The sequence below is a fragment of the Bacillus sp. FSL W8-1202 genome (genome assembly GCF_038006165.1).
GTDB classification, from domain to species: Bacteria; Bacillota; Bacilli; order Bacillales; family Bacillaceae; genus Bacillus; species Bacillus subtilis.
This window is the reverse complement of the sequence record NZ_JBBOUR010000001.1, coordinates 2507801-2533826: the sequence shown is the minus strand read 5'-3', so window position 1 is coordinate 2533826 and position 26026 is coordinate 2507801. Positions and strand designations below refer to the sequence as shown.

26 protein-coding genes, 3 pseudogenes and 2 riboswitches are annotated in these 26026 nt (G+C 42.2%); of the genes and pseudogenes, 8 read left to right on the top strand and 21 right to left on the bottom strand.

Going from position 1 to position 26026, the window contains the following annotated elements; genetic code table 11:
* Positions 1-41: 41 nt before the first annotated feature.
* The 4 genes from NSQ09_RS13245 to htpX form a co-directional block, all read right to left on the bottom strand.
* Entirely contained in the window at positions 42-224 is a 183-nt protein-coding gene (locus NSQ09_RS13245) for a hypothetical protein (protein WP_015715779.1), read from the bottom strand.
* Between the two features lie 2 nt (positions 225-226).
* The gene (locus tag NSQ09_RS13240; protein WP_003232510.1) at positions 227-382 is read right to left on the bottom strand and encodes a hypothetical protein; all 156 of its coding nucleotides are present in this window, start codon (positions 380-382) and stop codon (positions 227-229) included.
* Between the two features lie 144 nt (positions 383-526).
* On the bottom strand, positions 527-1876 hold the full coding sequence (gene ktrD, locus NSQ09_RS13235; protein ID WP_003244672.1) for a Ktr system potassium transporter KtrD: 1350 nt from the start codon (positions 1874-1876) through the stop codon (positions 527-529).
* Positions 1877-2049: 173 nt separating this feature from the next.
* Positions 2050-2946: a protease HtpX gene (gene htpX / locus NSQ09_RS13230; RefSeq protein ID WP_003232513.1), complete on the bottom strand. Its 897-nt coding sequence runs from the start codon at positions 2944-2946 to the stop codon at positions 2050-2052.
* A gap of 170 nt (positions 2947-3116) precedes the next feature.
* On the opposite strand from htpX, the gene htpK reads away from it, so the two are divergent.
* A complete protein-coding gene (htpK, locus tag NSQ09_RS13225) occupies positions 3117-3818 on the top strand; it encodes a transcriptional regulator HtpK (protein ID WP_015252224.1) in 702 nt (233 codons plus the stop codon).
* Positions 3819-3948: 130 nt separating this feature from the next.
* Complete coding sequence (gene sspD, locus NSQ09_RS13220) at positions 3949-4143, top strand: acid-soluble spore protein SspD (protein WP_003218568.1); 195 nt, start codon at positions 3949-3951, stop codon at positions 4141-4143.
* A gap of 10 nt (positions 4144-4153) precedes the next feature.
* On the opposite strand, the gene rsgI is transcribed toward sspD, so the two are convergent.
* The 4 genes from rsgI to NSQ09_RS13200 all read right to left on the bottom strand — a co-directional run bounded on the left by rsgI (position 4154) and on the right by NSQ09_RS13200 (position 8031).
* A complete protein-coding gene (gene rsgI / locus NSQ09_RS13215) occupies positions 4154-5299 on the bottom strand; it encodes an anti-sigma-I factor RsgI (protein WP_257986583.1) in 1146 nt (381 codons plus the stop codon).
* A complete protein-coding gene (gene sigI, locus NSQ09_RS13210) occupies positions 5296-6051 on the bottom strand; it encodes an RNA polymerase sigma factor SigI (RefSeq protein WP_003245855.1) in 756 nt (251 codons plus the stop codon). The genes rsgI and sigI overlap by 4 nt, the downstream gene beginning before the upstream one ends.
* A gap of 263 nt (positions 6052-6314) precedes the next feature.
* A complete protein-coding gene (locus NSQ09_RS13205) occupies positions 6315-7109 on the bottom strand; it encodes a TerC family protein (protein WP_032679119.1) in 795 nt (264 codons plus the stop codon).
* Positions 7110-7214: 105 nt separating this feature from the next.
* Positions 7215-7318: riboswitch (yybP-ykoY riboswitch) on the bottom strand.
* A gap of 47 nt (positions 7319-7365) precedes the next feature.
* Positions 7366-8031, bottom strand: coding sequence for a DedA family protein (locus tag NSQ09_RS13200; RefSeq protein ID WP_029726984.1), 666 nt, complete (start codon positions 8029-8031; stop codon positions 7366-7368).
* A 180-nt stretch (positions 8032-8211) separates the two neighbouring features.
* Here NSQ09_RS13200 and NSQ09_RS13195 point away from each other — a divergent pair.
* From NSQ09_RS13195 to NSQ09_RS13185, 3 genes and pseudogenes are all read left to right on the top strand, one after another.
* Positions 8212-10615, top strand: a pseudogene (locus NSQ09_RS13195) (EAL domain-containing protein).
* 87 nt (positions 10616-10702) lie between these two features.
* On the top strand, positions 10703-11587 hold the full coding sequence (gene ku, locus NSQ09_RS13190) for a non-homologous end joining protein Ku (RefSeq protein ID WP_445291716.1): 885 nt from the start codon (positions 10703-10705) through the stop codon (positions 11585-11587).
* Positions 11588-11590: 3 nt separating this feature from the next.
* Entirely contained in the window at positions 11591-13426 is a 1836-nt protein-coding gene (locus NSQ09_RS13185; protein ID WP_069837465.1) for a DNA ligase D, read from the top strand.
* Between the two features lie 25 nt (positions 13427-13451).
* Here the strand turns inward: NSQ09_RS13185 and NSQ09_RS13180 are convergent, their stop codons facing one another.
* Together NSQ09_RS13180 and NSQ09_RS13175 are read right to left on the bottom strand one after the other, a co-directional pair.
* Positions 13452-14465: a glycosyltransferase family 2 protein gene (locus NSQ09_RS13180; RefSeq protein WP_015252230.1), complete on the bottom strand. Its 1014-nt coding sequence runs from the start codon at positions 14463-14465 to the stop codon at positions 13452-13454.
* Positions 14466-14477: 12 nt separating this feature from the next.
* Complete coding sequence (locus tag NSQ09_RS13175; RefSeq protein WP_015715772.1) at positions 14478-16172, bottom strand: DUF6044 family protein; 1695 nt, start codon at positions 16170-16172, stop codon at positions 14478-14480.
* Positions 16173-16364: 192 nt separating this feature from the next.
* Here NSQ09_RS13175 and NSQ09_RS13170 point away from each other — a divergent pair, with 192 nt between their 5' ends.
* Positions 16365-17177, top strand: a complete 813-nt coding sequence (locus NSQ09_RS13170) for a metallophosphoesterase (protein WP_129137616.1) — start codon at positions 16365-16367, stop codon at positions 17175-17177.
* A 27-nt stretch (positions 17178-17204) separates the two neighbouring features.
* On the opposite strand, the gene NSQ09_RS13165 is transcribed toward NSQ09_RS13170, so the two are convergent.
* Positions 17205-17756, bottom strand: a complete 552-nt coding sequence (locus NSQ09_RS13165) for a YkoP family protein (protein WP_341031647.1) — start codon at positions 17754-17756, stop codon at positions 17205-17207.
* A 91-nt stretch (positions 17757-17847) separates the two neighbouring features.
* Here NSQ09_RS13165 and NSQ09_RS13160 point away from each other — a divergent pair, with 91 nt between their 5' ends.
* On the top strand, positions 17848-18969 hold the full coding sequence (locus tag NSQ09_RS13160; protein WP_129137615.1) for an MGDG synthase family glycosyltransferase: 1122 nt from the start codon (positions 17848-17850) through the stop codon (positions 18967-18969).
* Positions 18970-18983: 14 nt separating this feature from the next.
* Here NSQ09_RS13160 and NSQ09_RS13155 read toward each other — a convergent pair whose 3' ends face one another.
* From NSQ09_RS13155 to NSQ09_RS13145, 3 genes are all read right to left on the bottom strand, one after another.
* Entirely contained in the window at positions 18984-19448 is a 465-nt protein-coding gene (locus tag NSQ09_RS13155; protein WP_003232536.1) for a MarR family winged helix-turn-helix transcriptional regulator, read from the bottom strand.
* 132 nt (positions 19449-19580) lie between these two features.
* Positions 19581-19763: a stress response protein YkoL gene (gene ykoL, locus NSQ09_RS13150; RefSeq protein ID WP_015252233.1), complete on the bottom strand. Its 183-nt coding sequence runs from the start codon at positions 19761-19763 to the stop codon at positions 19581-19583.
* 87 nt (positions 19764-19850) lie between these two features.
* A complete protein-coding gene (locus tag NSQ09_RS13145; RefSeq protein ID WP_341031643.1) occupies positions 19851-20006 on the bottom strand; it encodes a hypothetical protein in 156 nt (51 codons plus the stop codon).
* A gap of 194 nt (positions 20007-20200) precedes the next feature.
* On the opposite strand from NSQ09_RS13145, the gene tnrA reads away from it, so the two are divergent.
* Positions 20201-20533, top strand: a complete 333-nt coding sequence (tnrA, locus tag NSQ09_RS13140; protein ID WP_003232541.1) for a MerR family transcriptional regulator TnrA — start codon at positions 20201-20203, stop codon at positions 20531-20533.
* Between the two features lie 42 nt (positions 20534-20575).
* On the opposite strand, the gene mgtE is transcribed toward tnrA, so the two are convergent.
* The 7 genes and pseudogenes from mgtE to ykoG all read right to left on the bottom strand — a co-directional run bounded on the left by mgtE (position 20576) and on the right by ykoG (position 25987).
* Positions 20576-21931, bottom strand: coding sequence for a magnesium transporter (gene mgtE / locus NSQ09_RS13135; RefSeq protein WP_003232543.1), 1356 nt, complete (start codon positions 21929-21931; stop codon positions 20576-20578).
* Positions 21932-21948: 17 nt separating this feature from the next.
* On the bottom strand, positions 21949-22071 hold the full coding sequence (locus tag NSQ09_RS13130) for a hypothetical protein (RefSeq protein WP_009967087.1): 123 nt from the start codon (positions 22069-22071) through the stop codon (positions 21949-21951).
* 91 nt (positions 22072-22162) lie between these two features.
* Positions 22163-22328: riboswitch (M-box (ykoK) riboswitch) on the bottom strand.
* A 107-nt stretch (positions 22329-22435) separates the two neighbouring features.
* Positions 22436-22573 (bottom strand): transcriptional regulator SplA domain-containing protein, encoded by a 138-nt coding sequence (locus NSQ09_RS13125; RefSeq protein ID WP_003218541.1) that lies wholly within the window; start codon positions 22571-22573, stop codon positions 22436-22438.
* 82 nt (positions 22574-22655) lie between these two features.
* Positions 22656-23168 (bottom strand): PepSY domain-containing protein, encoded by a 513-nt coding sequence (locus NSQ09_RS13120; protein WP_014479606.1) that lies wholly within the window; start codon positions 23166-23168, stop codon positions 22656-22658.
* A gap of 91 nt (positions 23169-23259) precedes the next feature.
* Positions 23260-23938 (bottom strand): annotated as a pseudogene (locus NSQ09_RS13115) (PepSY domain-containing protein).
* Positions 23935-25297, bottom strand: a pseudogene (gene ykoH / locus NSQ09_RS13110) (two-component system sensor histidine kinase YkoH). Before ykoH ends, NSQ09_RS13115 begins: the two co-directional pseudogenes overlap by 4 nt.
* A 3-nt stretch (positions 25298-25300) precedes the next feature.
* Complete coding sequence (gene ykoG / locus NSQ09_RS13105; protein ID WP_129137612.1) at positions 25301-25987, bottom strand: two-component system response regulator YkoG; 687 nt, start codon at positions 25985-25987, stop codon at positions 25301-25303.
* Between the last annotated feature and the right edge of the window lie 39 nt (positions 25988-26026).

The following is a 26026-nucleotide window of genomic DNA, read 5'->3' as shown; positions in this document are numbered from 1 at the left end:
AAAAAGCACCTCTTAAGCGGACGCCGCCTAAGAGGTCTTTTTTATTTTTGTTTTTTATTTTTGTTTTTTTCTTTTTTCTTTTCAGGCTTGGTGACTTCCAGCGTTTCGATGATCTTCCCGGCATTGTAATCCCCAAGTTCACTTGAGAACTCTTCCTCCAGCACCTTTTTATTCATAGGCTTTTTATGATTTTGCATATCTCTGCTATGACGGTTTTTCTTCACAATTACATGCCTCCCTGCTGGCCCTGTTTGGAATTGCGGTTTGCCCCTCTAAAATTGGGGTCGTCATGATATTGTGTCTTATATGAATTGGGGTCCATGCTCTCGGTAGGTGTATTGTTATTTTTGATGGCTTCATTCACTTCAGCTTTACGCTTCATACGAATCCTCCTCGCCAATTTTCAGACATTTTAAGATGCAGGAGCGTAAATTGCACCTGTCGGAGTTAGGTTCTCCAACTGAACAGGAGGCACACATCTTTTTTTTGGCAATCAAAAAACACCGCAAAATATGCGGTGTTTTGCCTATCCGATAATCACTCTTTCTTTCGGATAGTGATAATTCGCTTCAATTTCCTTTCTTCCGATCAGATACAGGAAGGTCAGGATGCCGATTCGCCCGATAAACATGACAATCATAATGACGCATTTTCCAACACTGCTCAAATCTGCCGTAATTCCAAGCGACAGGCCGGTTGTACCGAATGCCGAGCACACTTCAAACAAAAGCTCGAGCAGGGAATGTTTTTCTGTAATGGTCAGAATGAGTGTCGCGCCAAAAACGAGCAGGATCGCCATCATCGTGACAACAAGCGACTTCATCAAGTCAGCAGGGTGAAGCTCCCGTTTGAATACCTTTACGGCCTTATTGCCTCGGGCAAAATGAAACAGCGCAAGAAGGTTCAAAGCAAAAGTCGTTGTCCGTATGCCTCCCCCGACTGAGCTTGGCGACGCTCCGATAAACATCAGCGCACAAATAAAAAAGAGTGTGGAATCTGATAATTGGCTGATATCGATTGTTGCCAGCCCCCCGCTTCGGGTTGCCGTTGATTGAAACAGGGACAAAAACAAAATATCATGCCATGATTTTCCTGCGAACGCATGGTTTGCTTCCAGGGCAAAGATGCCAATGGCTCCAAACAAGACAAGTGAGCCGAACGTAATCGTCGTGATCTTTGTAAAAAGCGTAAATGGATAACGCCGATGCTTTGAAAACAGGAAATCCTTTACTTCAACAAGCACGGGAAATCCAATCGCTCCAAATATAATTAAAAGCATTGTAATAAACTGCACAAAGTAATCGTGGCGAAATGGAATCATCGAATTACCGGTAATATCAAATCCGCCGTTTGTCGTTGCACTGATACTGGCAAAAAATCCGTGTAAATAAGCTTCCTGATAGGAGTCATAGTAGGTTAAGAAATATGTGCCGAGAATCAGCCCGCCAAAAAATTCAATCCACAAGATCAGAAACAGTACCTGCTTCATCAGATTGACAATTCCTGAAAACTGGGATTGGTTTTGATCAACCATAATCAGCTTCCGTTCTTTCAGCCCGATACGTTTTCCCATGATCAGCCAAATGAATGTTCCGAGCGTCATAATTCCGATTCCGCCAAATTGCAGAACAAATGCTAATATAAAAATCCCTATTGTGCTGAATGTATCAGCTGTATCAACAACTGTCAGCCCTGTTACACTGACTGAACTGACAGCTGTAAAAAGCGCATCAATAAACGTCCAATCCGCCCCCGGTTTATGGGCCGCCGGCAAACTCAGCAATATAACGGCCACAGTAACTGCAAGAAAATAATATAATGCGATCAGCTGGGCCGGTGACAAGGCCTGTATCAATTTTCCAAACTTTAATCTCATGTAAAATCCTTCTGCCTCTCTTTTTAAGTACGGTAATTATTCTAAAGATATTAGGTCCATTTTTAAAGGCTTTTACGAAACATTTTCTTAACTTGCTTATTTTTTTATGATTTTAGTCAATGGATAAAATAAAAAACCTCTGAGAATTCTCTCAGAGGAACAATGTGTTTGTATTATTTAGCTTCCAGCCGTCTGATTCGCTCATCTAAATCAGGGTGAGTAGAGAAAAGCGAAGAGCGCTTCTTGCCATTAATCTTTAACGTTTGGACAGCTGTCTGATCGTCTTCCATAATCCGGGAAGAATAACTTTTAAGCGTCCGCAGCGCATGAATCATCTTGTCCTTGCCGGCAAGATCCGCTCCTCCCCTGTCAGCATGGAATTCACGATGGCGTGAATACGCAAACACAACCAGGCTGCCAAGTATCGAAAAGACAATCTGAAAAATAATCATTGCAATAAAATGAACGATCGGCGCTAGATCTTCTTTGACAAAACGGCTTGCTATCCAAGCGGCGATACGCGATAAAAAGACGACAAAGGTATTAACGATACCTTGCAAAAGCGTCATTGTTACCATATCACCATTTGTGATATGCGCGACCTCGTGGGCAAGCACACCTTCAACCGCTGCGTCATCCATCTGCTCCAGCAGCCCTGACGATACTGCGACAAGTGAACGGCGTTTTGACGGTCCAGTCGCAAACGCGTTTACTTCAGGTGAACGGTAAATCCCGACTTCCGGCATTTTCGTTAAACCGGCAGAGCGGCTTAATCTGTGAACACGATCAACCAATTGCTGTTCCTCATAGCTGAGCGAGTGTTTTTTCGGATTCAGCACTCTGACGCCCATCATCGTCTTTGCCATCCATCTGGACATTGCAAGAGACGTAAAGGAACCGACAAATCCAACGACTAAACTGAACACAAGAAGCGCCATTGGATCGATACCGCCATCAGCTGTAAAGTACGTCCCGACTCCTGTAACAGAGCTTAAAACAGACAAAACGATCCCGATTGTTGTAAGCACCAAAATATTCGTTAGAATAAACAGAAAAATTCTTTTCGCCATAACAACCTCCGTTATTTTAAGTTCAAAAGAACCCGTATATTTAAATTATAAAACATCCATTTGAAAATGCAAGGAATTCGACGTATGATGTTAATGTAATTTGCTGACGCTTGAATTTTGAACTTATACATAGACCAATATCCGCGTCAAATTGTTTAAAGAGGTGAACAATGAACATTTTTAAACTCTCTCGAACCGATATGGTGCGGCTGCTCTATTCCCTAAAAGGACAAGGAGAACATAGCCCGCTCGACATTCTCGTCCAATCAGCGAACATGTCAGCAGAAAAAGCAGCCAATCATCTAGAAATTCCTGAATTTCTTACAAGATACGAACGAAAAAAACAGAAAAAAGAATACGGTCTTTCTACAAATGAAATCGTAGAGCTTGGCAACTTATGCGAGCTGACTTCGTTAAAGTCAACCGCAATTCAAAACTGGGTAAAGCGTGATATCAAAGATCTGATCGGACACCCTGAGCTGGGCAAAAAATACTCAGTTGAACAGGCAGTTATTCTTTTAATTGTACGTGATTTAAAATCCATTTATGACTTTGAACACATACGGGCTATTTTAAAAGTGGCCTTTAACACAATCTCAGACAGATCTGATGATGTCATCAGCCCGATTGCTTATTATGAAAGCTGCGCATATGTGCTTGATGCCATCCATCACCAAGATACTCCTTCTATGAAAGAATCAAATCTGCAGGAGATCGCCGAACAGGAGACAGAGCGTCTCCGTCACCGTTTTGAAGAACTGAATGACAGCCAATGGCTTAAAATCAGACAGATTATCGCCATTACAGTCCTCTCCATTTTGACATTCCATATTCAGGCAACCGCACATAAAATGACAGCAGACATTCTATAGTCTGCGCCACCCCGGCTCAGAGGCCGGGGTTTTATTTTTCTCCACAACAATTGCCAGCATAAATAAACCCCGTATATTTCAAACTAAATACGCGTTAAGAATTTCTTTATCGAAAAAGGAGATGAAAAAGATGGCGAGCAGAAATAAACTCGTTGTTCCAGGGGTGGAGCAGGCACTAGACCAATTTAAACTCGAAGTGGCTCAAGAATTCGGTGTGAACCTTGGTTCTGATACAGTCGCACGCGCTAACGGCTCTGTAGGCGGAGAAATGACAAAGCGGCTGGTACAGCAAGCACAATCACAATTAAATGGCACAACTAAATAAATTCAGGTCTTTATTCGCCGGGGGCACTCGGCGAATCTTCATTTTTAGCTGAATTATTATCACTGCTGTAGCCGTTTGGATTACGTCGGTCTGAAGCGTTATCCCTTCTGGACGAAGAACGGTTCTTGCCTTGTTCACCATTGTTCCAGTCCCTGTGATATTGGCTTTGGCCCTTGTCAGCGCCGTTATTTTCATTTCCTTTATCTTGAGGATCTTGTATTGGGGTTTGCTCATGGTCCCCATCTTTTTCGGTATTTGTGTTTTCATCTGATTCCTTTATTTTTTTATCTTGGTCACTATCATCAATCTGGTCATCCGCTTTCTCTTCTTTCTGGTCTCCGGAATCCGCATCATTCAGCTGTTCATTATCTCCTTGCTTGCTGTCCTGGGTGTCAGTTTGATCGGTGTTTTCATCCTCATTTTCATCACTCTTTTGATCCTCTTCCCCGGATGGTTTGCTGGAGTCATCTTTTAAATCTTTATTGTCATTCTTTTCATTTGATTTGATGTAGCTGCCTGTTGAGACGCCTTCTTTCTTCGCTTTTTCCCTCGTTTGCATATCTGACTCGAGAGATTCCATGCGGTATGTCGTTTTATATTTTTCAGTCACATCATTCAGCTGTTTTTTCACAGCCTTTTTATATGTATTGTCTTCTGTGTTTTCATAAACAGTGGAAATCAATATTTCTTTCGATTTCTTTACATACCCGTGTTCACTGCAGTCGGTTATAATATCGTCAATCACCTTTTTAAAATCAGTCTTCTCCCAATCATCTATATCATTCACGACTTTCTGTCCCTCATCGTTTAGAGGCGTCAGTTCAATCACTTCATAATCGCTGTTTAACGCCATTTCGACGCTTGGATTGATATCGATTGTCATATACGCATAGGCCTTATTATTAGAAAAAACGGGGAGAACTATAAAAATAAAAAGCATAATAGCAGTCATCGTAAAAATCCCCATTTTGAAAGGGCGCAGTTTAAAAAAATCAAAAAAGCTGGCCCTTCTGCCCATGCGTGTTTCACTCGGAAGCATGATTTCTTCTCCGATTTCATAGCTGTGTCGATCATTTTTGGCTTTTAAAAATTGTCCGTCAGGGGTCAGCAACGTGACGAATTTTTTATTTTTCTCTACTATAATCCCTCTTCTCATGAGTGCAGCACCCCTTTAAGATAATCTTTTAAATAAATATAATCACCCGTAATGATAATACACATCGCAATAATATATTTTCTGTTTCTCTCAATCGTTTTTCGGCTTACAGAGACAAGCTGTTCAAGCTGTTTGACCGGAAGCTGCTTCTTTGTATACAGGATAGCGGCCAATTCTTCATGTTCAACAAGCGTCATTGCCACCTTTATGGCGTTTTGCCTTGCATCCGTGTGTTTTGGAGAATTTTCAAGCAGTTCTTTAAACGATAAACCATAATCCTTGAGCTGCTTTTGAAAATAGAGGATTTCCTCCCGCCTCTGCTCCTGTTCAATCTGACGGCGGTATTCATCAATGGAAAGCTCGGCTTCAATCAGGCTTTGTGATGACTCCTGATCGTCTCCTTCCTGTAAATCGATATTTATATTTTGTGCGCTTCTGGCTTCTTTTCTAATGTAATCAATGACTTTTCTTTTTATAATAAGCTCAGCAAATGCGAGCAGAGAATTTCCTTTTTCAGGTGAATATTTTTCTATAGCTTCATTAAACGCGATCAGTCCAATACTGAACTCATCGTCTTTTTCATCTATATATCGTTTACAAACGGATGAAACCGTCTTTGCGATAAATGGCTTATATTGCTGTATTAATTCATTTTGCAGATCTTTATTGCCTTTTTGTATACTCTCAACAGCTTTTTCAAGTGTTTGCTTCTTTTTTCCCAATTTAAACAAAAGGCTAAGCACTGGTTTCACCTCAGTTCCTCCCTATAACTACTCATTAATGATAGCTAATTTGATAGGGATTCGCAAAGGAGAAAAAGAAATATTGATTTCCAATGTCTCAATTATGACAAACCATTCTGACGTCCTATACATGATTTCGTGCCTTTCTAAAGAATTAAGGGGGTTTTATGCGTGTTTTTTGTAACAAAGATGTTATAAAAATGTTATTTTATTTCGCTTATGAAAACGCTTTAAACACAAAAAGACTCTGCTTTTAAGCAGAGTCTTTCAGATTACGCCCGTTCACGGGTGCTGTTTCTTTGTTCGTTTTGTGCGCCCTCCGGCTGTTTTTTCCCACCTGACATAAACCAGCCGCAAACCGCGATTGCTGCTAAGACACCCCAGAATATCAGCTTCCATGTTCCAGAATGAATAAAGTGCTCAGAAACAACCGCTATGTCGCGATGGGCAAGCGTATATAAAGCAAGCTTCACTCCGACCCAGCCGACAATCACAAAGGCTGCTGTTTCTAGGCTTGGACGTTCCTTTAATAACTTCACAAACATGGAAGCCGCAAACCGCATGATCACCAGTCCGATGATACCGCCGGCCAAAATGACGAGAAATTGTCCTCCGTCAAGTCCGCCGATCTTCGGGAGTGATGTCCCAGGAAGTGTAACCGCCAGCGCTACTGCTGCTAAGATGGAATCAACAGCAAACGCGATATCTGCCAGCTCAACTTTTAAAACAGTCGGCCAAAAACCGCTTTGCTTCGTCTCTTTATGTGTGTCTTCTTTCTTAAATACATATCTTTTCAATAAGTGGCTTGCTGAGATATACAGCAAATAGATCGCGCCAATCGCTTGAACCTGCCATACGTTGACCAAAAATGAAATGGCGAATAAAGAGCCAAATCGCAGAACAAAAGCCCCTGCCAATCCATAAAATAACGCTTTTTTTCTTTTTTCCTCCGGCAAATGTTTTACCATTACCGCCATAACCAGCGCGTTATCGGCGGCTAAAATCCCTTCCAGCCCGATCAAGACGAGAAGAACCCAACCATACTCTAATAATAATGCTGCATCCATAAATGATACCCTCCCAAAAAAGTTGTTTTCTTTCTCTTCATCCGATCTTATGCCGGCCGGACCATGCAAAAAAGACCTTTGCCGACATAAGGCAAAGGTCTTGCTAGACATGAATTCAGGCATGCCAACAAAGCCGATGGATACAATCCATGAAATGACGACTTTGTTTCCGGAATACATTCCGGACGCTACTCCCCTTTGGGATTTCAAGAAATATGATTTTATACGTCAATGATATGCGCAGCGCAATGATTTGTCAACGTTTATTTTTTAAAAATACAGATAATTGTTCGGAATGCGTGCGTTTCTTCCTCTTTTTCATCAGTAAGTAGAGCAGGAAAAGCGCCAAAATCGCTATCCCGATCGGAAGCATATATTGATCAAGAATAGAGCCGACTTCCTTCCAATTTTCACCGAGCTTCACACCGAGATAAACATATACAAATGTAATCGGAAGCATAGCAATGAATGTATAAAGCGAAAACACCCAAACATTCATTTTTGCAATTCCGCACGGTATGGAAATCAATGTCCTGATGCCAGGCAAGAAACGGCCGCTGAACGCGACAAAGCCACCATGTTTTTTGAAAAATTTATCTGACTTATCAAGCGCTTCAGGTTTAATAAAGAGATACTTCCCAAAACGTTCAAGAAACGGCCTTCCTCCGTACCGGCCTATCCAATACAGCGTAAGCGGACCGGCCACTCCTCCAAGCGATCCTGCCAAAACAACGCCGGCAAGTGTCATATCGCCTTTAGATACCCAATAGCCCGCAAGCGGCAAGACGACTTCGGCCGGGATAAACTCAATACTGAGCGCTAGAAATATTCCAAAATAAGATAAGCTTTTAAATGCTTCTATCCATGACATAACCAGCTCTTCGATAGCCACCAACTCCCTTGTTTCATGTTTATGTATTATACATTTTTGTTTTTTCGGAAAACGTCAAGATGATTTTAACACATTTTTCACGGTCAGTTGAACTAAAAATAGATCTCCCTCGTATTTCTATCGTTTTGAAGGCTGAAACTCTGCGGTTAAGCAGCCGATAATAAAGAGAGTCAACAAGACTGGAACACACGATACGGGGGGAATCTCCATTTGGAAATACACGTTACATATAATACGACTCTCATATGTTTATCTATTCTAATTGCCTGTACCGCCTCGTATATTTCCCTTGAACTTTCAAGGAAAGTCACCATCAATACAGGCTTAAAAAGTAAAATTTGGCTGATCGGCGGCTCACTTATTATGGGATTCGGTATTTGGTCAATGCATTTTGTAGGGATGATGGCCGTCCATATGGAAATGCCGATGGAATATGAATTCATGCCTTTAATGGCAGCCATTGGCGCATCTGTTTCGGGATCATTTGTGTCATTATATTTTGTCAGCCGGCACATTCTTACATATTACAGACTGCTTACCGGATCAGTTGTGCTTGGCGCATCTATTGCTTCTATGCACTATATCGGAATGTCTGCCATTTCCCGGGTAATGATTATTTACGAACCTATTTTATTTACAGTTTCAATTATCATTGCGATTGCAGCCTCTTTCGTCTCGTTAAAAATATTCTTTGACTTGGCCGTAAAAAAACATTCTGAGCATCTTATATTCTATAAAGTCGTCAGTTCAATTGTAATGGGCATTGGGATTTCGGGCATGCACTACACAGGGATGCTTGCGGCAACTTTCCATAAGGATATGGCTCCGCCCGGAAGCCATATGGAGGTGCAAACGTTTCATTGGTCAATTTTTGTTACTTTAATTATTTTTTGTATCCAAACGTTATTGTTATTCAGTTCCCATGCAGATCGAAAGTTTATTAAACAGAGCGAACGCATAAAGGATAACGAACAGCGATTTCAGTCTTTAATCGTCCACAATATTGATGCAATCTTTATTTTATCATTAGAAGGAAACATAATATCTTCCAATCACGCTGGTGAGGAAATGATCAGCAAATTTGGCTTCAGCATGCATGACTGGAGGAATTACACATCACTGAAGATTAAGCGCCTTTTTGAGCAAGTTAAAAAAGATAAACAAGCGATGAACAGTGATGGCGAACTTATCACTGAAAAAGGCCAGTTTCACTTAAATATTACTCTCATACCTGTTGAGGTCAATCAGGAACTGGACAGCATTTATGTCATTTGCAAAGACATGACGAAGCAGTACAAAGCAGAAAAAGAAATCCATAGAATGGCTCATTATGATTCGCTTACAGACTTACCTAACAGAAGACATGCCATCTCTCATCTAACAAAGGTGCTGAATCGCGAGCATACCTTGCATTATAACACCGTTGTTTTCTTTCTCGACTTAAACCGGTTTAAAGTGATTAACGATGCATTAGGGCATAATGTCGGGGATCAACTGCTTCAGTTTGCGGCTAAACGTTTGTCATCTGTAGTCCCTGATAACGGATTTATCGCCCGTCTTGGCGGTGATGAATTTATTATTATATTAACAGACGCCAATACAGGAACAGGCGAAGCAGATGTTTTAGCAAGAAAAATTATCCAAATATTCAAAAAAACCTTTCAAAATTCAAGATCACACCCTTGTCACATCTGTCAGTATCGGGATTGCGATATCTCCAAAAGACGGGACGGATGGCCTTGAATTGATGAAAAAGGCTGATATGGCGATGTATGCGGCTAAAGAACGAAACAAAAGCAAATACAGATACTATTCTTTTTCAATCGGCAACAAAGAAACCGTCAAGCTTAACCAAGAGATGGTACTCAGAGAAGCAATCGAAAACGATAGATTTGTGTTGCATTATCAGCCGCAATTCAGTGTAAAAAAACAAAAAATGACAGGAGCAGAAGCACTGATACGCCTTGTGACACCAGACGGGCAACTGCGTCCGCCCGGAGAATTCATCGGTGTCGCAGAAGAAACGGGACTTATTATTGATATCGGAAAGTGGATTATAGATGAAGCATGCAAGCAGGCAAGGATTTGGCACAACAAAGGCTATGATCTTTCTGTCGCCATTAATATTTCCGCCAGACAGTTCCAATCCGAAGATCTGATTCCCCTCATCAAGGATACGCTTAATAAATACCAGCTTCCTCCGCAGCTTCTTGAAGTGGAGGTGACGGAAAGCATGACAATGGACAATCTCGATCACTCCAAAAAGGTTTTGTCATCCCTTACAGAATTAGGAATCAGAATCAGTATTGACGATTTCGGTACTGGTCACAGCTCCCTTAGCTATTTGAAGGACTTCCCGATTCACAGGCTGAAGATTGACAAATCATTTATTGACGATATTCAGACCCATCCTAAATCAGAGCAAATTACCGGAGCTATTATTGCCATGGGGCATCAGCTGTCTTTGCAGGTGATTGCCGAAGGTGTGGAAAATGCAGCTCAAAAGCAGCTTCTATATGAAAAAGGCTGCGACCATTTGCAGGGCTTCTTTTTCAGCAGGCCAATACCTCCGGAACAATTCGAACAATTCATTATTGAACAGCCGTCGCAATAACAGCGCCGGCTTTTTTTCACCCATAAGTTACTACACATGAATCGTACTCCTTCTCTTCACACTAAAGAAAAAAAGGGGTTTATCAATATGCATACAATGTGGAAGGGATCGATCAGCTTCGGATTAGTAAACATCCCCATCAAGCTATATGCGGCCACAGAAGATAAAGATATTAAACTGCGCAGCCTCCATAAAGAGGATCACGCACCAATCAAATACGAGAAAGTTTGTACAAATTGCGAAAAAACTCTTAGTCCTGATGAAATTGTGAAGGGATATGAATATGTAAAAGGGAAATTTGTAGTGCTGACGGACGAAGATTTAAAAAGCTTAAAACAGGAGCATGAGGAGAAAGCGGTTGAGATTGTTGACTTTGTTCAGCTTCAGGAAATTGATCCGATTTACTTTAACCGCTCCTACTTTGTCGGCCCCGGGGATAATGGGACGAAGGCCTATACCCTGCTTCGTGAGGCGCTGCGCTCAACCGGAAAGATCGGTATCGCCAATATGACAATCAGGTCAAAGCAGCAGCTGGCGATTCTCCGTGTTTATGAAAATTGTATCGTCATGGAGTCTATCCATTATCCGGATGAGGTCAGAAGCGCCGCTCATGTCCCAGGTGTACCTGATCAATCGAATGTAAACGATAAGGAACTGCAAACTGCTATTACATTAATAGATGAACTGACTGCTGAGTTTGAGCCTGAGAAATATGAAGACACGTACCGACAGGCGCTGCTGCAAAGAGTCAACGACAAGCTTGAAAATAAAGAAACAGCCGTCACTCCTGATAAAGCGCCACCACGTGAAGATGTCATTGACCTGGTAAGCGCTCTGCAAGCCAGCATTGACCGAACCAGAAGGCCGAACCGGGAGACACCGGCTGCCGCACCTGCACAAGCCGCTGAACCGAAAGGAGCCGGAGATAAAAAACGAAAAACAACTAGAAAAAAAGCCTCCGGCACGTCATAGCCCATGGCGTTTACCATGCAGCCGGTCTTAACTTCGTCACCGCCAATCGGAGCAGAATGGCGTTACGAAGTAAAATATGATGGGTACCGCTGTATTCTCCGCATCCATTCTTCAGGTGTGACCTTAACCAGCAGAAATGGTGTGGAGCTCAGCAGCACCTTCCCTGAAATCACACAATTCGCCAAAACTGCCTTTCAGCACCTAGAAAAAGAGCTTCCGCTGACACTTGACGGTGAAATCGTATGTTTGGTGAATCCCTGTCGTGCAGATTTTGAACACCTTCAAGTGCGGGGGCGTTTGAAAAGGCCAGACAAGATTCAGGAATCGGCAAACGCGCGGCCGTGCTGCTTTCTCGCCTTTGATTTGTTAGAGCGAAGCGGAGAAGATGTAACGCTTCTTTCGTATTTGGACCGCAAAAAATCGCTGCGTGAACTCATATCCGCAGCAAAGCTTCCTGCATCTCCAGATCCTTACGCAAAAGAAACCATTCAATCCATTCCCTGTTATGATCATTTTGATCAACTCTGGGAGATGGTAATAAAATATGACGGAGAAGGAATTGTAGCGAAGAAAACAAACAGCAAATGGCTTGAAAAGAAGCGGTCGTCCGATTGGCTCAAATATAAAAACTTTAAACAAGCTTATGTTTGCATAACAGGGTTCAACCCTAACAACGGGTTTCTGACGGTATCGGTGTTAAAAAACGGAATAATGACACCGATTGCCTCTGTCTCGCACGGAATGCGCGATGAGGAAAAAAGCGCTATACGCGAGATTATGGAACAGCACGGACATCAAACACCCTCAGGCGAGTTTAAGCTTGAACCTTCGATTTGTGCAGCTGTTCAATACTTAACAATTCTCCATGGCACATTAAGAGAGGTATCGTTTATCGGTTTCGAATTCCAAATGGACTGGACCGAATGCACGTATGCGCAAGTCATACGACACTCCAAACCGGTTCACCCAAAACTCCAGTTCACAAGCCTGGATAAAATCATATTTGAAAAGAATAAAAAAACAAAAGAAGATTTTATTCAGTATATGATTGAAGTCAGTGACTACCTGCTCCCATTTCTGAAAAACCGGGCTGTCACCGTCATCCGCTATCCGCATGGATCTAGGAGCGAATCATTTTTCCAAAAAAACAAGCCGGACTATGCGCCGGATTTTGTTCAGTCCTTCTATGATGGAAGCCATGAACATATTGTCTGTGAGGATATGTCTACATTGTTATGGCTTTGCAACCAGCTTGCTTTGGAGTTTCACGTTCCTTTTCAAACCATTAAAAGCAGGCGTCCGGCTGAGATTGTCATTGATTTAGACCCGCCTTCGCGAGATGACTTTCTTATGGCCGTGCAGGCCGCAAATGAACTGAAGCGGCTGTTGGATTCCTTTGGCATCACATCGTACCCGAAGCTGTCCGGCAACAAAGGCATCCAGCTTTATATTCCCTTGTCTCCCGAGGCATTTACGTATGAAGAAACACGCCAATTTACGCAGCTGATCGCAGAGTACTGCACCAATGCATTTCCCGAGCTCTTTACCACTGAACGCTTGATTAAAAACAGACACGGCAAATTGTATCTTGATTATTTGCAGCATGCAGAAGGAAAAACGATTATCTGTCCCTATTCGACGAGAGGAAATGAGCTTGGGACTGTTGCAGCCCCGCTCTACTGGCATGAGGTGCAATCATCTTTAACACCCGCTCTGTTTACAATTGATACGGTCATCGATCGAATTAAGAAGCAGGGCTGCCCATTTTTTGATTTTTACCGCAACCCGCAAGACGAACCGCTTAGCGCTATATTGCATCAGTTGAAGAAAAAGAGCTGACTAATGAAGTCAGCTCTTTCCGTGTTTAACTGTACTTTTTTTCTAACCGCTCTTTTTCCTGGCGCTGAAGCGGGCTCAGCTGTTCATTATACAAATCAATATCAATCGCGTATTTCGGCCGTCTTTTCACTTCAGAAAAAATCGTTCCAATATACTCTCCGATGATTCCAATTCCCATCAATTGCAGCCCGCCCAAAAACCAAATGGATATGATAAGAGACGCCCAGCCTGCATTCGTATGGCCGAGCAGCTTTTGAATAAACGCGCCAATCCCTGCCACAGCGCTGAGGAAAAACAAAACAAACCCTAAAAGCGTAAAGAATCGAATTGGTGCGACACTGAATGAGGTAATCCCGTTAAAAGCGAAGGATAGCATCTTTTTCAGCGGATATTTCGTTTTGCCGGCAAAGCGTTCCTTGCGGTCATACAAAACTTCGGCCGATTTAAAGCCGATCATGGGGACAATACCTCTTAAAAACAGATTCGCTTCCGGATAACGCTCAAGCTCTTCGAGGGACCTTTTATTCATTAAACGAAAATCAGCATGATTATAAATTAATTTAATCCCAAGCTTATTCATGAGACGATAAAACCCTAACGCGGTCGTGCGCTTGAAAAAGGTATCGGTTTTTCTGCTCCGGCGTACACCGTAAACGATCTCGCAGCCCTCATGATACTTCAGCATAAAATCCCGGATCACAGAGATGTCGTCCTGAAGATCAGCATCGATTGAAATGACGCAGTCTGACCTATTCTTCGCTTTATGCAGTCCGGCTAAAAGCGCTTTTTGGTGGCCGACATTGCAGGCTAATTTTAAGCCGGTAACCTTCTTGTTTCTTATGCTCTCCATAGCAATCAAAGCCCAAGTGCGGTCTTTGCTGCCATCATCGACAAACAGAATTTTACTGTCTTCAGCAATTAATTTTTCTTCAATTAAATCATCTACAACCTCTGTCAGCTGACGGCTTGTTTCTTGAAACACTTCCTCTTCATTGAAACACGGGACGACGATGGTTAATACTGGCTGTGACTGTTTCAATCGATATCCTCCTTATCTTGTTTCATATAAATAAATGCGCCAGGCGGAATCTTTATGGTCAAACGTCTTTACGAGCGCGAGATGGTTTTGTTCAGCATTCATGATCGGAACTGAAGAAAAAATGTACCGTCCACCCATTTTTTTAAATACATCTGTATTTAATTGAAGGTTGTTGATCGTTTTCTTCGAGTTCTTTTTGAAATCATATCGTTTACCGAGTTCATCGACAAAAAGGTAGCAGCGGCTGCCCCATTCATCAAAGTATTGTTTCAGCCGAGAATTTTTTTCCAGCTCTTTTTCGATGATTTTTCTAAATTCATATTTATATGAGAGCGGATACAGATTGTTATACGTATCTAACGTATAAAACCCGTTATATTGGGCGATAGACGGATGCAGTCCGATGCTCGCCACCCTATACGAATCTTGCGGACGTCCGATATATTCCTTAATCTCTTTGAATTGCTCTGATGCATAAAACTCCCTGAATGTCGGCGCGTTGTAATGAACGCCATACGTATATTCTTCATTAAAAGGCGCCAACACCATCAGCTGTGCAGCGACTGCGGCGTACACAAGCCATTTCCATCCTTTCCCCATCCGCCAAATGAGATATAAAGCAAGTGCAAAGCTCACGTATATAACAAGCGGCCGAAGAAAATGAAAACGGGCAAAATTAAATTCTGCTAAAAAAGCAAATTTCTGCTTTGGAACAGCCCAAATTTTGTTGAACCAAAACGCATACCATAATGACAACCCGTAATTAAGCACACATAAAAACAGATAAACATTTTCTGGCTTTGTCCGATTTCGTTTGAACAGCAGAGCAGCAAATACGACCAGCAGGATCGGAAGGATGACAACGGTATGAACGGTCATCACATGATTATGGCCATAGACAAAGTTTTTTACGGAAAGCCGAAGAGAATGCCAAACGTCATGTCTAGATGAGATAAATTCGATACGATGCATCGGTGCGTGCTCAAACAGCATCGAATAGACAAGCCGATATTCAACGAAAAGATAAATACTCGTCATAAATGCAATACTGCCTAAGAACATCAAATTCCATCTTCTTTTTGTAATGGCATCATACAGCCAAAAACACGCCATCCCTGCCAGGAAAAAGAAAAAGCCTAGAACAAAGCTTGAGTATAGAGGGAGCAAGCCCAGCGTCAGCCACTCTCTCCATGAGATATCCCCTTTTCGGATATTTAAAAAAGCCCACAGTGCCAAGGGATACCCAAGCGTACTCAGCATTCCCGAAGGCCAGAACGGTGTTAAGGCAAATGCAAGCGATACGCCAATTCGGATAAAAGCCGCTTTTGGTTCCGGGATTATATGTTTCTTCAGCAGCACATACATTCCAAAAAAAGCGACAACTCTTGTAACCGTCTGGCTTATTGCATAGGCGGTCATGGAAGAAAAGAAAGCATGGAGCCAAACAATTCCGCTCCACTCGGTGCCAAAGGCATCCCGGGGCAGCCCGTTAATGATTTGCGGAATGGCAGCGTCAACCTTGCCGACGATTTCTCCGCTATCGGCCAGAACCTTGTACCAAGCGATGTTGGAATCTAAATTATCGTGGACCCGGATATGGGCATCTTCCTTTAAAATAAAAAGCGGGGATACATACAATAAAAGAAGAAATAATGCGATCCAGAGATAATATGTTTCTTTTTTTTGTTGTCTCATCAATCGTAACATTGCTTACACATCCATTTGTTATTCTGACTCCGTCGGCATGTTCTGCCTCATGTGTCAAAATTTATTATCCCTTTTCCCTTCCAAATCATTCATCATATGACAATCCGTTTTTCAACCTGTCTCTACCCATTAATTCCCGCTATCCATAGGGCTTGATCACTTACTATACTGATAGAAGGGAGGGGATATATTTTGTTTACAATCTTACTTTCATTGGCCATACTCGTATTTGTGCCATTTCTATATAAAGCGAACCGCAATACAAAAGATGTGAAAGTCAACACCATTTCAATCGACCAAAAAGACGGCCTTCCAGCCAGAAAAAAATTAAATATCCTTCATTTATCTGATCTTCACTTGGAAAACATTTCAGTCTCACCTGAGGAGCTGTATCATTTAACAAAAGATCAGCCTGTGGACATCATTGCTCTTACCGGGGATTTTCTTGATCGGAAACGTAATATTCCGAAACTGGCAGGTTACTTGAACGCCTTGCAAAAGCTAAAGCCTGCATATGGAATGTACGCGGTGTTCGGTAACCACGATTATGTATTGAACGAAGAGGACTTTCAGAGATTGAAGCGAGTTTTAGAGGAAAACGGCTGTATCACGCTGCAAAATGAACATGTTCGAATCGAGACGGCTGCAGGGCCAGTCAATATTATTGGCATTGATGATTACAGTACGAATCGGAGTAATATCAACGGCTCTTATCAAAGTCTGGAAAATGGCTATCATCTTGTCTTAACACATGACCCAAATATTATTCTGGATATGAAGGATGTTCATTATGATTACCTGCTGTCAGGGCATTTTCACGGCGGGCAAATTCACTGGCCAAAACCGTATCATTTGGTGAAAATGGGAAAGCTCGTGCGAATGAACATGATTAAAGGCCTTCATTATCATCACGATAAACCATTTTATATCAGCGAGGGCTTGGGACAAACCGGCGTAAATATCCGTGTCGGAAGCCGTCCTGAAGTGACATTTCATCAGATTTAATCAAAAAAGACTGTGCTGACCGAGGCATCAGTCTTTTTTTTGATAGGTTTTCTGCAGCTTTTCTTTTGAGATAAACAAATAGGATGAATTCGGTAAATGCCGCAAGCTCACAGGCTTTGAAGTCAAATATAAAATCGGCACATGGGACACTTTTTTAAAACATCTGTAAAAAGGATTCACCGGGGTGATCACATCAAAGCCGAGCCTTTCCACACCTTTGTCAAGCATTGTAATCCCAATGATTCCTTTGATTTTCTCGCTTTTTTTATGATTGTTAATATAGTCAAGAAGAAGCGGCATCGATTGATATACTTTCTGATAAATAATGATTCCCTTTCTGACTGCGCTCTCAATGCTTTGCAGTTCTCTTATCAGCTTAATATTGTGCAGATGAATTTTAACGAGCACATCATTTTTTCTAATATGCGTTCCATCGCTCAGTACGACATGATGTCCTTTATACTTCGTCAGCCTGACTCGAAAAACGCTTTTTTGATCGTTGTCAATCAAGCTTAGCCTTGAAAAAAAGAAATAAATCGGATCAACCATTCTCCAAATGGAAAGGAAACAGATTTTCATCTTTTCACCTTCCTTGTGATCAAAGACACCCTTATATTTTGTGAACGTTCTCCTCAAAATATAGTTGCCATATTTTTTAAGGAGGACTGTCATGAAAAACATTCTCATTTTTCCTTTTTTAAGCATTTCCACCGGCCATCATCATGTGGCTGATGCATTGCAGGCTGAATTAGAGTCTCAAGGGCTGGCAGCTGAAAAGATTGATATCTTTTCACATTCGTATAGGCGGTTAGAAAAATTGTCCTCCGTGGCTTATTTAAAATGGATTCAATATTTCCCGAAAACGTACAGCGGCATTTACAGGCTCCTCGCCTGCGGAGAATTTCAGCATGACAAACGCTATTTCATGTACGAATGGCTGTTCACACAGCAAATGAGGCACATTCTCCAAGAAAAACAGCCTGATATCGCCTTCTGCACACATGCGCTGCCTTCTTATCTGCTGAACCGATTAAAGCCTGAATATCCGAATCTGACGGTTGTGAATGTATACACTGATTTTTTCGTAAATCAATTATGGGGACGGAAGAACATTGATTACCATTTTGTTCCGAGCACGGAAGTAAAGAAGCAGCTAATATCAGAGGGGATCGATCAGAACAACATATACTTGACCGGTATTCCAGTTCACCGAAATTTTGAAATGGAATCAGCAGATACCTTGCAGCACCACCCGCCATATACCATCATCATCACAGGGGGCAGTATGGGGGTCGGCGGGATTTTAAAATGGGTGCAGGAACTGTCGCCAGGCGGAAAGATCTTATACAAAATATTATGCGGCAGAAACGAAAAGCTCTACTCCTATGTCAAAAGTTTACACCACCCCTTGATTGAGGCGATTCCTTACCTTCACAGCAAAGCAGAGATGAACCGTTTGTACGAACAGGCGACAGGCATCATGACTAAACCCGGAGGCGTGACCATCAGTGAATGCTTACAGAAACGGCTTCCGGTATTTATTTATCATGCACTGCCGGGACAGGAGGAAATGAATTTAAACCTCCTACATGAAAGGAAGCTCGTCACAGATATGAGAAACTGGGACATGCAGAAAGCAGAAGAGTATATCGCGGCATTTTTTCAATCGAACGAACAGAGGAAGGAGTATAAAAAACACGTCAATGGATACCTTGGCGAAATGTCTGATAGGAAGATTGAAGATGTTTTAAAAAGAATCATATGGAATCAAAAAAACACTCTCCTGAAATAGAGAGTGTAGAATAGTTAACGAAACAGCAAATGCTGGCTGTGTATGCCTGCTTTCTTGAGCAGGACGATCAGCTGGTCCTGTTCATCAGGCGAAAGACCTGAAAACGCTCTCGCAATACGCAGTGCATGAATCGGATAAATTTTATCCAAATACTCATTTCCTTTGTCAGTTAAATGTGCGTAAACAGAGCGTTTATCTTTCGGGTCCTGCTCCCTAACTAAAAACCCGTTTCTTTCTAGTTTGTCAATAACATATGTGACGTTTCCGCTTACAAGCAGAAGTCTCGACCCAATTTGCTGTAATTTTTGCGGGCCTCTTGTGTACAGGAGCTCCAGTACAGCAAATTCAGTGGGATTAAAACCGTGCTCTTTGCTATCACGGATACTATGTTCGGACACACTTTTGAAAGCCCTTGCAAAAACTCTGTACAAATTCATCGCACGCTCAACTTCTTCTTCGTTAAACGATAATCTCATCATATCTACCTCGTATATAGGATTTTTATAAAAAAATAATGAAAACCCTTACATATAATAAGAGTTCAGTCCCTTACTATACGTATTCGCTATAATTCGAGAAATTCCTTCTAAAAGCAAAAAAATCCTTATACATTATCTTGTATAAGGATAATTTTTATGATTTGTAATGCTTCGAAAGAAATAAGCGTATTCTTTCCGAAGCTCAGAAATCGTCATTTTGTTCATGACCTCTTTATTATAAACCCCAATCTGATAGAGTTTTTCAGAATAATGGCTTCGTTCTTTTTCTAAAGCGGATTTCAATAAATTACTCATAGCGTCCTCCTTCATTTTGAGGTATCCTATACAAAAGATACTCTTTTTAAATGAACGTGGTATGAATCTAATGTAAAGAATTTATGTTTACGAAGATTTTCGGTACTGTCCGTTTTGAACCGATCTTAATAATTGAAAAGCCTGTTCTCCGGCAAGCTGCATAAACGTCTCCAGCATTTCATCACGCTGGATATCCAACTCTATAATTTCTTTTGCCAGTGAGACCGCTTTTTCTTCCTCCATGATTATCCTTCCTCCTCGTTTGATTTGTTACATAAAGGATAAAACGCGCTTGGGTGTTACGCATTATTCTTGTTAATTTTTCTTCCGTATTTTTTCAAAAATCTTCTATTTGATGTTAGAAAATATGACAAGCGTCAGGTTTTTTCTCTTTGTTTTTTATATACTATTATCAAAAGACATCCAGGGGTGGAAAAATGACCACAGAAGATCATTCTTATAAAGACAAAAAAGTGATTTCAATCGGAATTGTGAGTGAACTGACAGGATTGTCCGTAAGACAGATCAGGTATTATGAGGAACGAAAGCTCATTTACCCGCAGCGTTCTTCAAGGGGGACAAGAAAATACTCCTTTGCCGATGTAGAGCGGCTGATGGATATCGCCAATAAGCGTGAAGACGGCGTACAGACGGCAGAGATTTTAAAGGATATGCGCAAAAAAGAACAGATGTTAAAAAACGATCCGCAAGTGCGGAAAAAAATGCTGGAGGGGCAGCTTAATGCTCACTTTCGGTACAAAAACCGTTAAATAATAAAAGTCCGGCTCGCAGTTGAGGCGGACTTTTTACGTTTATAATGAGTGAATGAATGCAGTGGCAATGCCAAAGTAGATTAATAAAGATAAAATATCGTTTAACGTTGTAATCAGCGGTCCAGAAGCAATTGCCGGGTCTACTTTCAGTTTGTGTAAAATAATAGGGATAATCGTTCCTGACATCGTGCCGATGATTAAGGTTAAGAACAGTGAAGAGGCGACAACAAATCCCAAAAGCGCATTCCCCTGCCATATGATGGAGACAATCGCAATCAGCACAGAACAAACCGCTCCGATAAAAATGCTTGTTCTGAACTCCCGGAAGATTAGACGCACAATCGTTTTTTTGTTCATTTCTTCTTTAGACAAACCTCTGATGACAACCGCGAGAGATTGTGTTCCCGTATTTCCTGTCATCCCTGACACCATCGGCATGAAAAACGCAAGCGCGACAACCTGCTTCAGCGCATCTTCAAAATAGCTGATAATGCTTCCTGAAATCAGTCCGATAAACAAGAGTAAAATCAGCCATGGCAGGCGCCGGTATGCCGCCACGTAAGCTTTTGTGTCAAAGGTGATGTCTTTACCGGAAGCGGCAAATTTTTCGTAATCCTCATCAGCTTCCCGAATAACGACGTCGATAATATCATCGACCGTCACAATGCCGACAAGCACGTTGTTTTCTTCTACAACCGGTATTGCCAAAAAATCGTAACGTTCAATCAGGCGGGCAACTTCTTCCTGGTCCTGAAGAGCATCTGCTGATATGACGCGGGTAAACATTAAATCCTGCACCTTTTCTTCAGGTTCACCCAGAATCAAATCGCGGTAGGAAAGAACCCCAACCAGCTGTTTGCTTTCATTAATAACATATAAGTAGTTGATCGATTCAGCTATTTCAGCGAAGCTTTTCAGTTTGACGACCGCGTCTTTTACCGTGTAATGCTGAGGAATCCACACATACCGGTTTGTCATCATGCGTCCCGCTGAATCAGCCGGGTAATTCATCAAGAGCTGTACAGCTTTTGATTCTGACGCTTCCATGCTGGACAAAAGCTGTTCCTTCAGTTCTTCGTCCATTTCTTCAAGCAATTGAGCGAGGTCATCGTTGTCCATTTTGTTCATCGCCAGTGTTGCTTTTGTTTTTCCGACTTTATTTAAGACGACAAGCTGAAATTCGCGTTCCAGCTCCCCGATCATATCAGTGATATCGTCTACAGTTAAATAAGATAAATAGCGGGCGCGGTGTTTTTCCGGCATTTCTTTAAAAATAAATGCCATGTCATAGGGCTGAAGCTCATCAATAACACTTCTGAAATCCCTGATTTTCCCGTCTCGCAGTAAAATAATGATGCGTAAAATGAGTTCGTCATAGGTCATGTTTTGAACCATCGGGACTCGTACCTCCTCTACGGAGACGTGCCGGCCTCGCCAGAAGGTGCGGCAGTTCGTCTCCTCATCGTGTAATCAATTGTCTTGCTGTCATAGTATATGGGTACTTCTTCAGATTGACTCGAATGGGGAGAATCCATACTCCGCACCTCCTTTGATTGGTTTCGTTTTAAAGGCATAAAAAAAGCCTTCGGGATTGAAGGTGAAAGAAGCACGGCAAAAAAAGCGTGCGGGCGCCTTCAATCGTAGAGCTTTAGCACTGTATGGCATAGGACAAGCATCCAGCTGCATTAAAAATCACCTTATGTCGATGATTTCTGTTGACCCATTGGCGTCTTTGGACATTTTTGGGCAGCAGCGTATCTCCATACAGGAGCCTCACCTAACGAAGTTCCTAATTGAATTGACACACTGAGATTACAGAAAAAAACAAGCTGTGTCAACTCAAAAAAGTAATAAATGCGCTTACATCACAATTACGGAACAAAACAAGGGCCTAAGCCCTTATTCTGTTGTTTGTGTCTCGTCATCTTCAGAAAGCAAATGATACGTTTCATGAAGAAATAAGGCGTACTCTCCTTCCTTCGTCGGATGAGGGACATATTCAGCCTGATTGATGTATTGCTCCTCTTTCTTTTCCATGCGTTTCGCCTCCTTTTCTACTTAGATTGTCCAAAAGAAGGTTTCTTATCATGAAAAACCCCCGCTGCAGCGGGGGTTTTGATTAGTCATCTATCTCCTGTTTGATAATGCGTCCATCTTTTGCGGAAATTTCAAATTCTGTCTCAGTTCCTTGCTTCGTTTGGATTTCCATTTCATAGATGTAAGCACCGTCATCTTCGTCAAGCTTACTTTCTGTTACGGTTCCACCTGTTTGCTTTAAAGCAATTTCTTCAGCTTCTTCTTTGGTTATGGCGACTTGTTCTGCTTTCTCCTTTAACGGGTCATTAAGCGCTTGTTTTGTATGAATATCTACATAAACGTCGTAGTCTTCACCTTCTTTTTCAATCTCCACTTCATAGACTTCTTTACCGTTGTAAAGGTCTCTGTCAATGTCTTCTACTGTGCCGTCAACAACTGTTTTAGCAATTGCTTCTGCTTCTTGTTCAGTGAGTGCATCCGTCTTAGAAGAAGCCTGTCTGTTTTCATTGTTTTCTTTGGCAAACGCGTTGTAGCTGAATCCTCCGGCCGCTAGGCACCCTGCTAAAAGACCGACCATCCATTTTTTCTTGAGCATTTGTGAGTCCTCCTTTGTTTTGTATGAGTACAGTTTACACACTCAACATGAAAGGAAAACGAGAGCAAGATGAGAATTTGATGAGAAACCGTCAGTCTTCATACACAATGTTAGCTACCTTTCCTGAGTAGGCATTGATTTTCACTGTCGCTTCCTTATTATCAGGAAGATCAACGTCTACTTCAAAGATGAGAGTGCCCTCACTTTCTTCGAGATCTGCGTCATCCGCTGTTCCGCCCGTTTTTCGCTCTGCAATTGTTTTGGCTTCTTTTTTCGTAATCGGCGTTTTTTGTTGATCTTTGCTGCTGATGATCGGCAGACAAGACTGTTTTTGCCTGCATGTCTACCTTCACTTCGTATGTTTTCCCGTCTTCTTTTTGTATGGTATAAGTGGCAACTCGACTTTGCCGTGTTTGTTTTTTGACCGTTCCCGGCACTCGCTCAAGCGCGAGATGCTCGGCTTCTTTTTCTGTCATGGCAGATGGATTCACTGCTTTTACTCTATTCATTGAAAGAATGTCAGCCGATATTGCGTCTGCTTTTACAAAGTAAGTTCCCTTTTGATTTTCAAGCGTTATATCATATGTTTTTTTATCCTTTGATTGTGTTGCTTTCGTGACCTTGCCATCATAAGAGGATTCGACTTTTTTTACGACAGTCTCCTTTGACAATACGTTCTCATGGGTTTGCCGAATGATGAGAAACGTACAGATGATGACAACTAAAATGGCTGCTGCAGCAAAAGATACTATTTTTATTGTTTTAGTCATCGGCCTCCCCCATTCTGTTCGCTGAATTGCATGGTGACAGCTGTTCCTTGTCCTGGCTTGCTTTTGACAGACAGCTCAATGCCATGCTCATCGGCGATTTGCTTGGCAATGGAAAGGCCTAAACCCATTTCGCCTGTTTTTCTGTTTCGTGCCTCATCTGCCCGGTAGAACCGTTCGAACAAATGCGGGATATGCTCCTCAGGTATTCCAATGCCTTCATCCCTCACTGATAGAAACGGCCGTCCATTCCTCGTTCCGGCTGACATCTCAGGCTTTTCACTATACTTTATTGCATTATCAAGCAAAATGGTCAACAGCTGCTTGATGCGTTCTTCATCAGCCTTTACAAGCAGGCTCTCTTTATCTGTTTCAAGCAATATGTCACGCTGATAAACGGACTGGAGCGTTTGGCATAACCGCGCGCGCCGCTTCAATCAGATCGATTGTTTTCAGATCAAGCTCAAGCTCTTGATGACTTTTGGCCAGCGCCAAAAGCTGATTGGTCAGTTTTTTCATATGCATCGCTTCTGAGTGAATGGCTTCTATCGACTCCTCAAGCACCTCCGGCTTTTTTGCCCCCCACCGCTTCATCAGGCTGCTGTAGCTTTCTATAATGGTGAGCGGGGTTTTCAATTCGTGTGAAGCATCTTGAACAAATTGCTGCTGTTTATCATAGTGATCCTTCAGCATCATTGCCATTTCATTAAATGTCAGCCCCATTTGATACAATTCATCGTTGGACTGTCCTTCTAAAGAAATCGTTTTAAATTCTTTGTCTCGCTGTATGTCTTTCATTGTGATCATTAATCGTCTGATCGGATTGATGATACGGCGGGCAAGCAAGCTGCCGGCAAAAAAAGAAGCAATGCAGACAGCAGCACTTGCAGCGATTAAGATGATTTTCAGCAGAAACAAACTCTCTTCTGTGTTCTCAAGCCTTTCAACCAGCTGAAGAGACACCACTTGTCCATCAGTCCAAATCACCGGAACAGCAGCCTCGGCAAACAGCTTGCCGTCATGTTTCCTCACATCTGCCGTTTCTCCGCTATGAAAAGAGAGAGGAAAATCTTTATAGGCTTTTTCTTTTGTGATCGTCATAACGGCTTTTTGTTCACTATTCACTACACGCACCATGCCATTTGCCGGAAGATAGGCCTGCAGCATATCCTGCAAAGCCACTCCTTCTGTTTCAGCGGCACGCAGCGCTTCGGCAATGTTATCCGTCTCATCAGCAAGCCGGGCCGCATCCTTTGATGTCAGCGCAGACGAAAAAATGAGATATACTGCGGTATGAACCAAAATTAATAAAATCAACAGTGATAGCGAAGTGTATAGATGAATCTTGGTCTTCAGCTTCATCGTTTACCCCTTAATGGCATAGCCGACCCCGCGAATCGTATGGATCAGCTGTTTTTCGTAAGGATAGTCCAGTTTTTTTCTGATATATCTTATGTAGACGTCCACGACATTGGTATCACCGATATAATCAAATCCCCATACCGAGCTTAGAATTTGCTCCCGTGTCAGCACTTGCTGCGGATGCTTTAGCATATAGACGAGCAGATCAAATTCCCGCGGCGTTAATTCCACCTCTTTGTCTCCGCGTCTCACTTCACGGGTTTTTTCGTTCACTCGCAAATCGTCATATGTAAGAAAGGTGCCGATATCTTCCGTTTTTGTTCCATTTTGTCGCAGCGCCGCCCTGATTCTCGCAAGCAATTCCTCGATTTCAAACGGCTTGGTGACATAGTCATTTGCACCGATGTCCAGACCTGTTACCTTATCAGGAATACTGTCTCGCGCCGTTAATAATATGACCGGTGTCTGCGAATCCGTTTTTCTCAAGCTGCGCAGCACTTCCAGTCCGCTAAGCCCCGGAAGCATGACATCAAGAAGCACCAAGGAATACCCGCCCTCCGCTGCCGCATCCAGACCTTCTGTGCCATTTTGTTTGATGGTGACGCTGTATCCTTCATATTCCAATTCAAGCTGAAGAACCCTGGCGATTTTTTCTTCATCTTCCACAATTAATATGTGTCCTTTTTCCAAATTTGATCATCCTCTCCCGTCCCTATATGAAAAAAATGA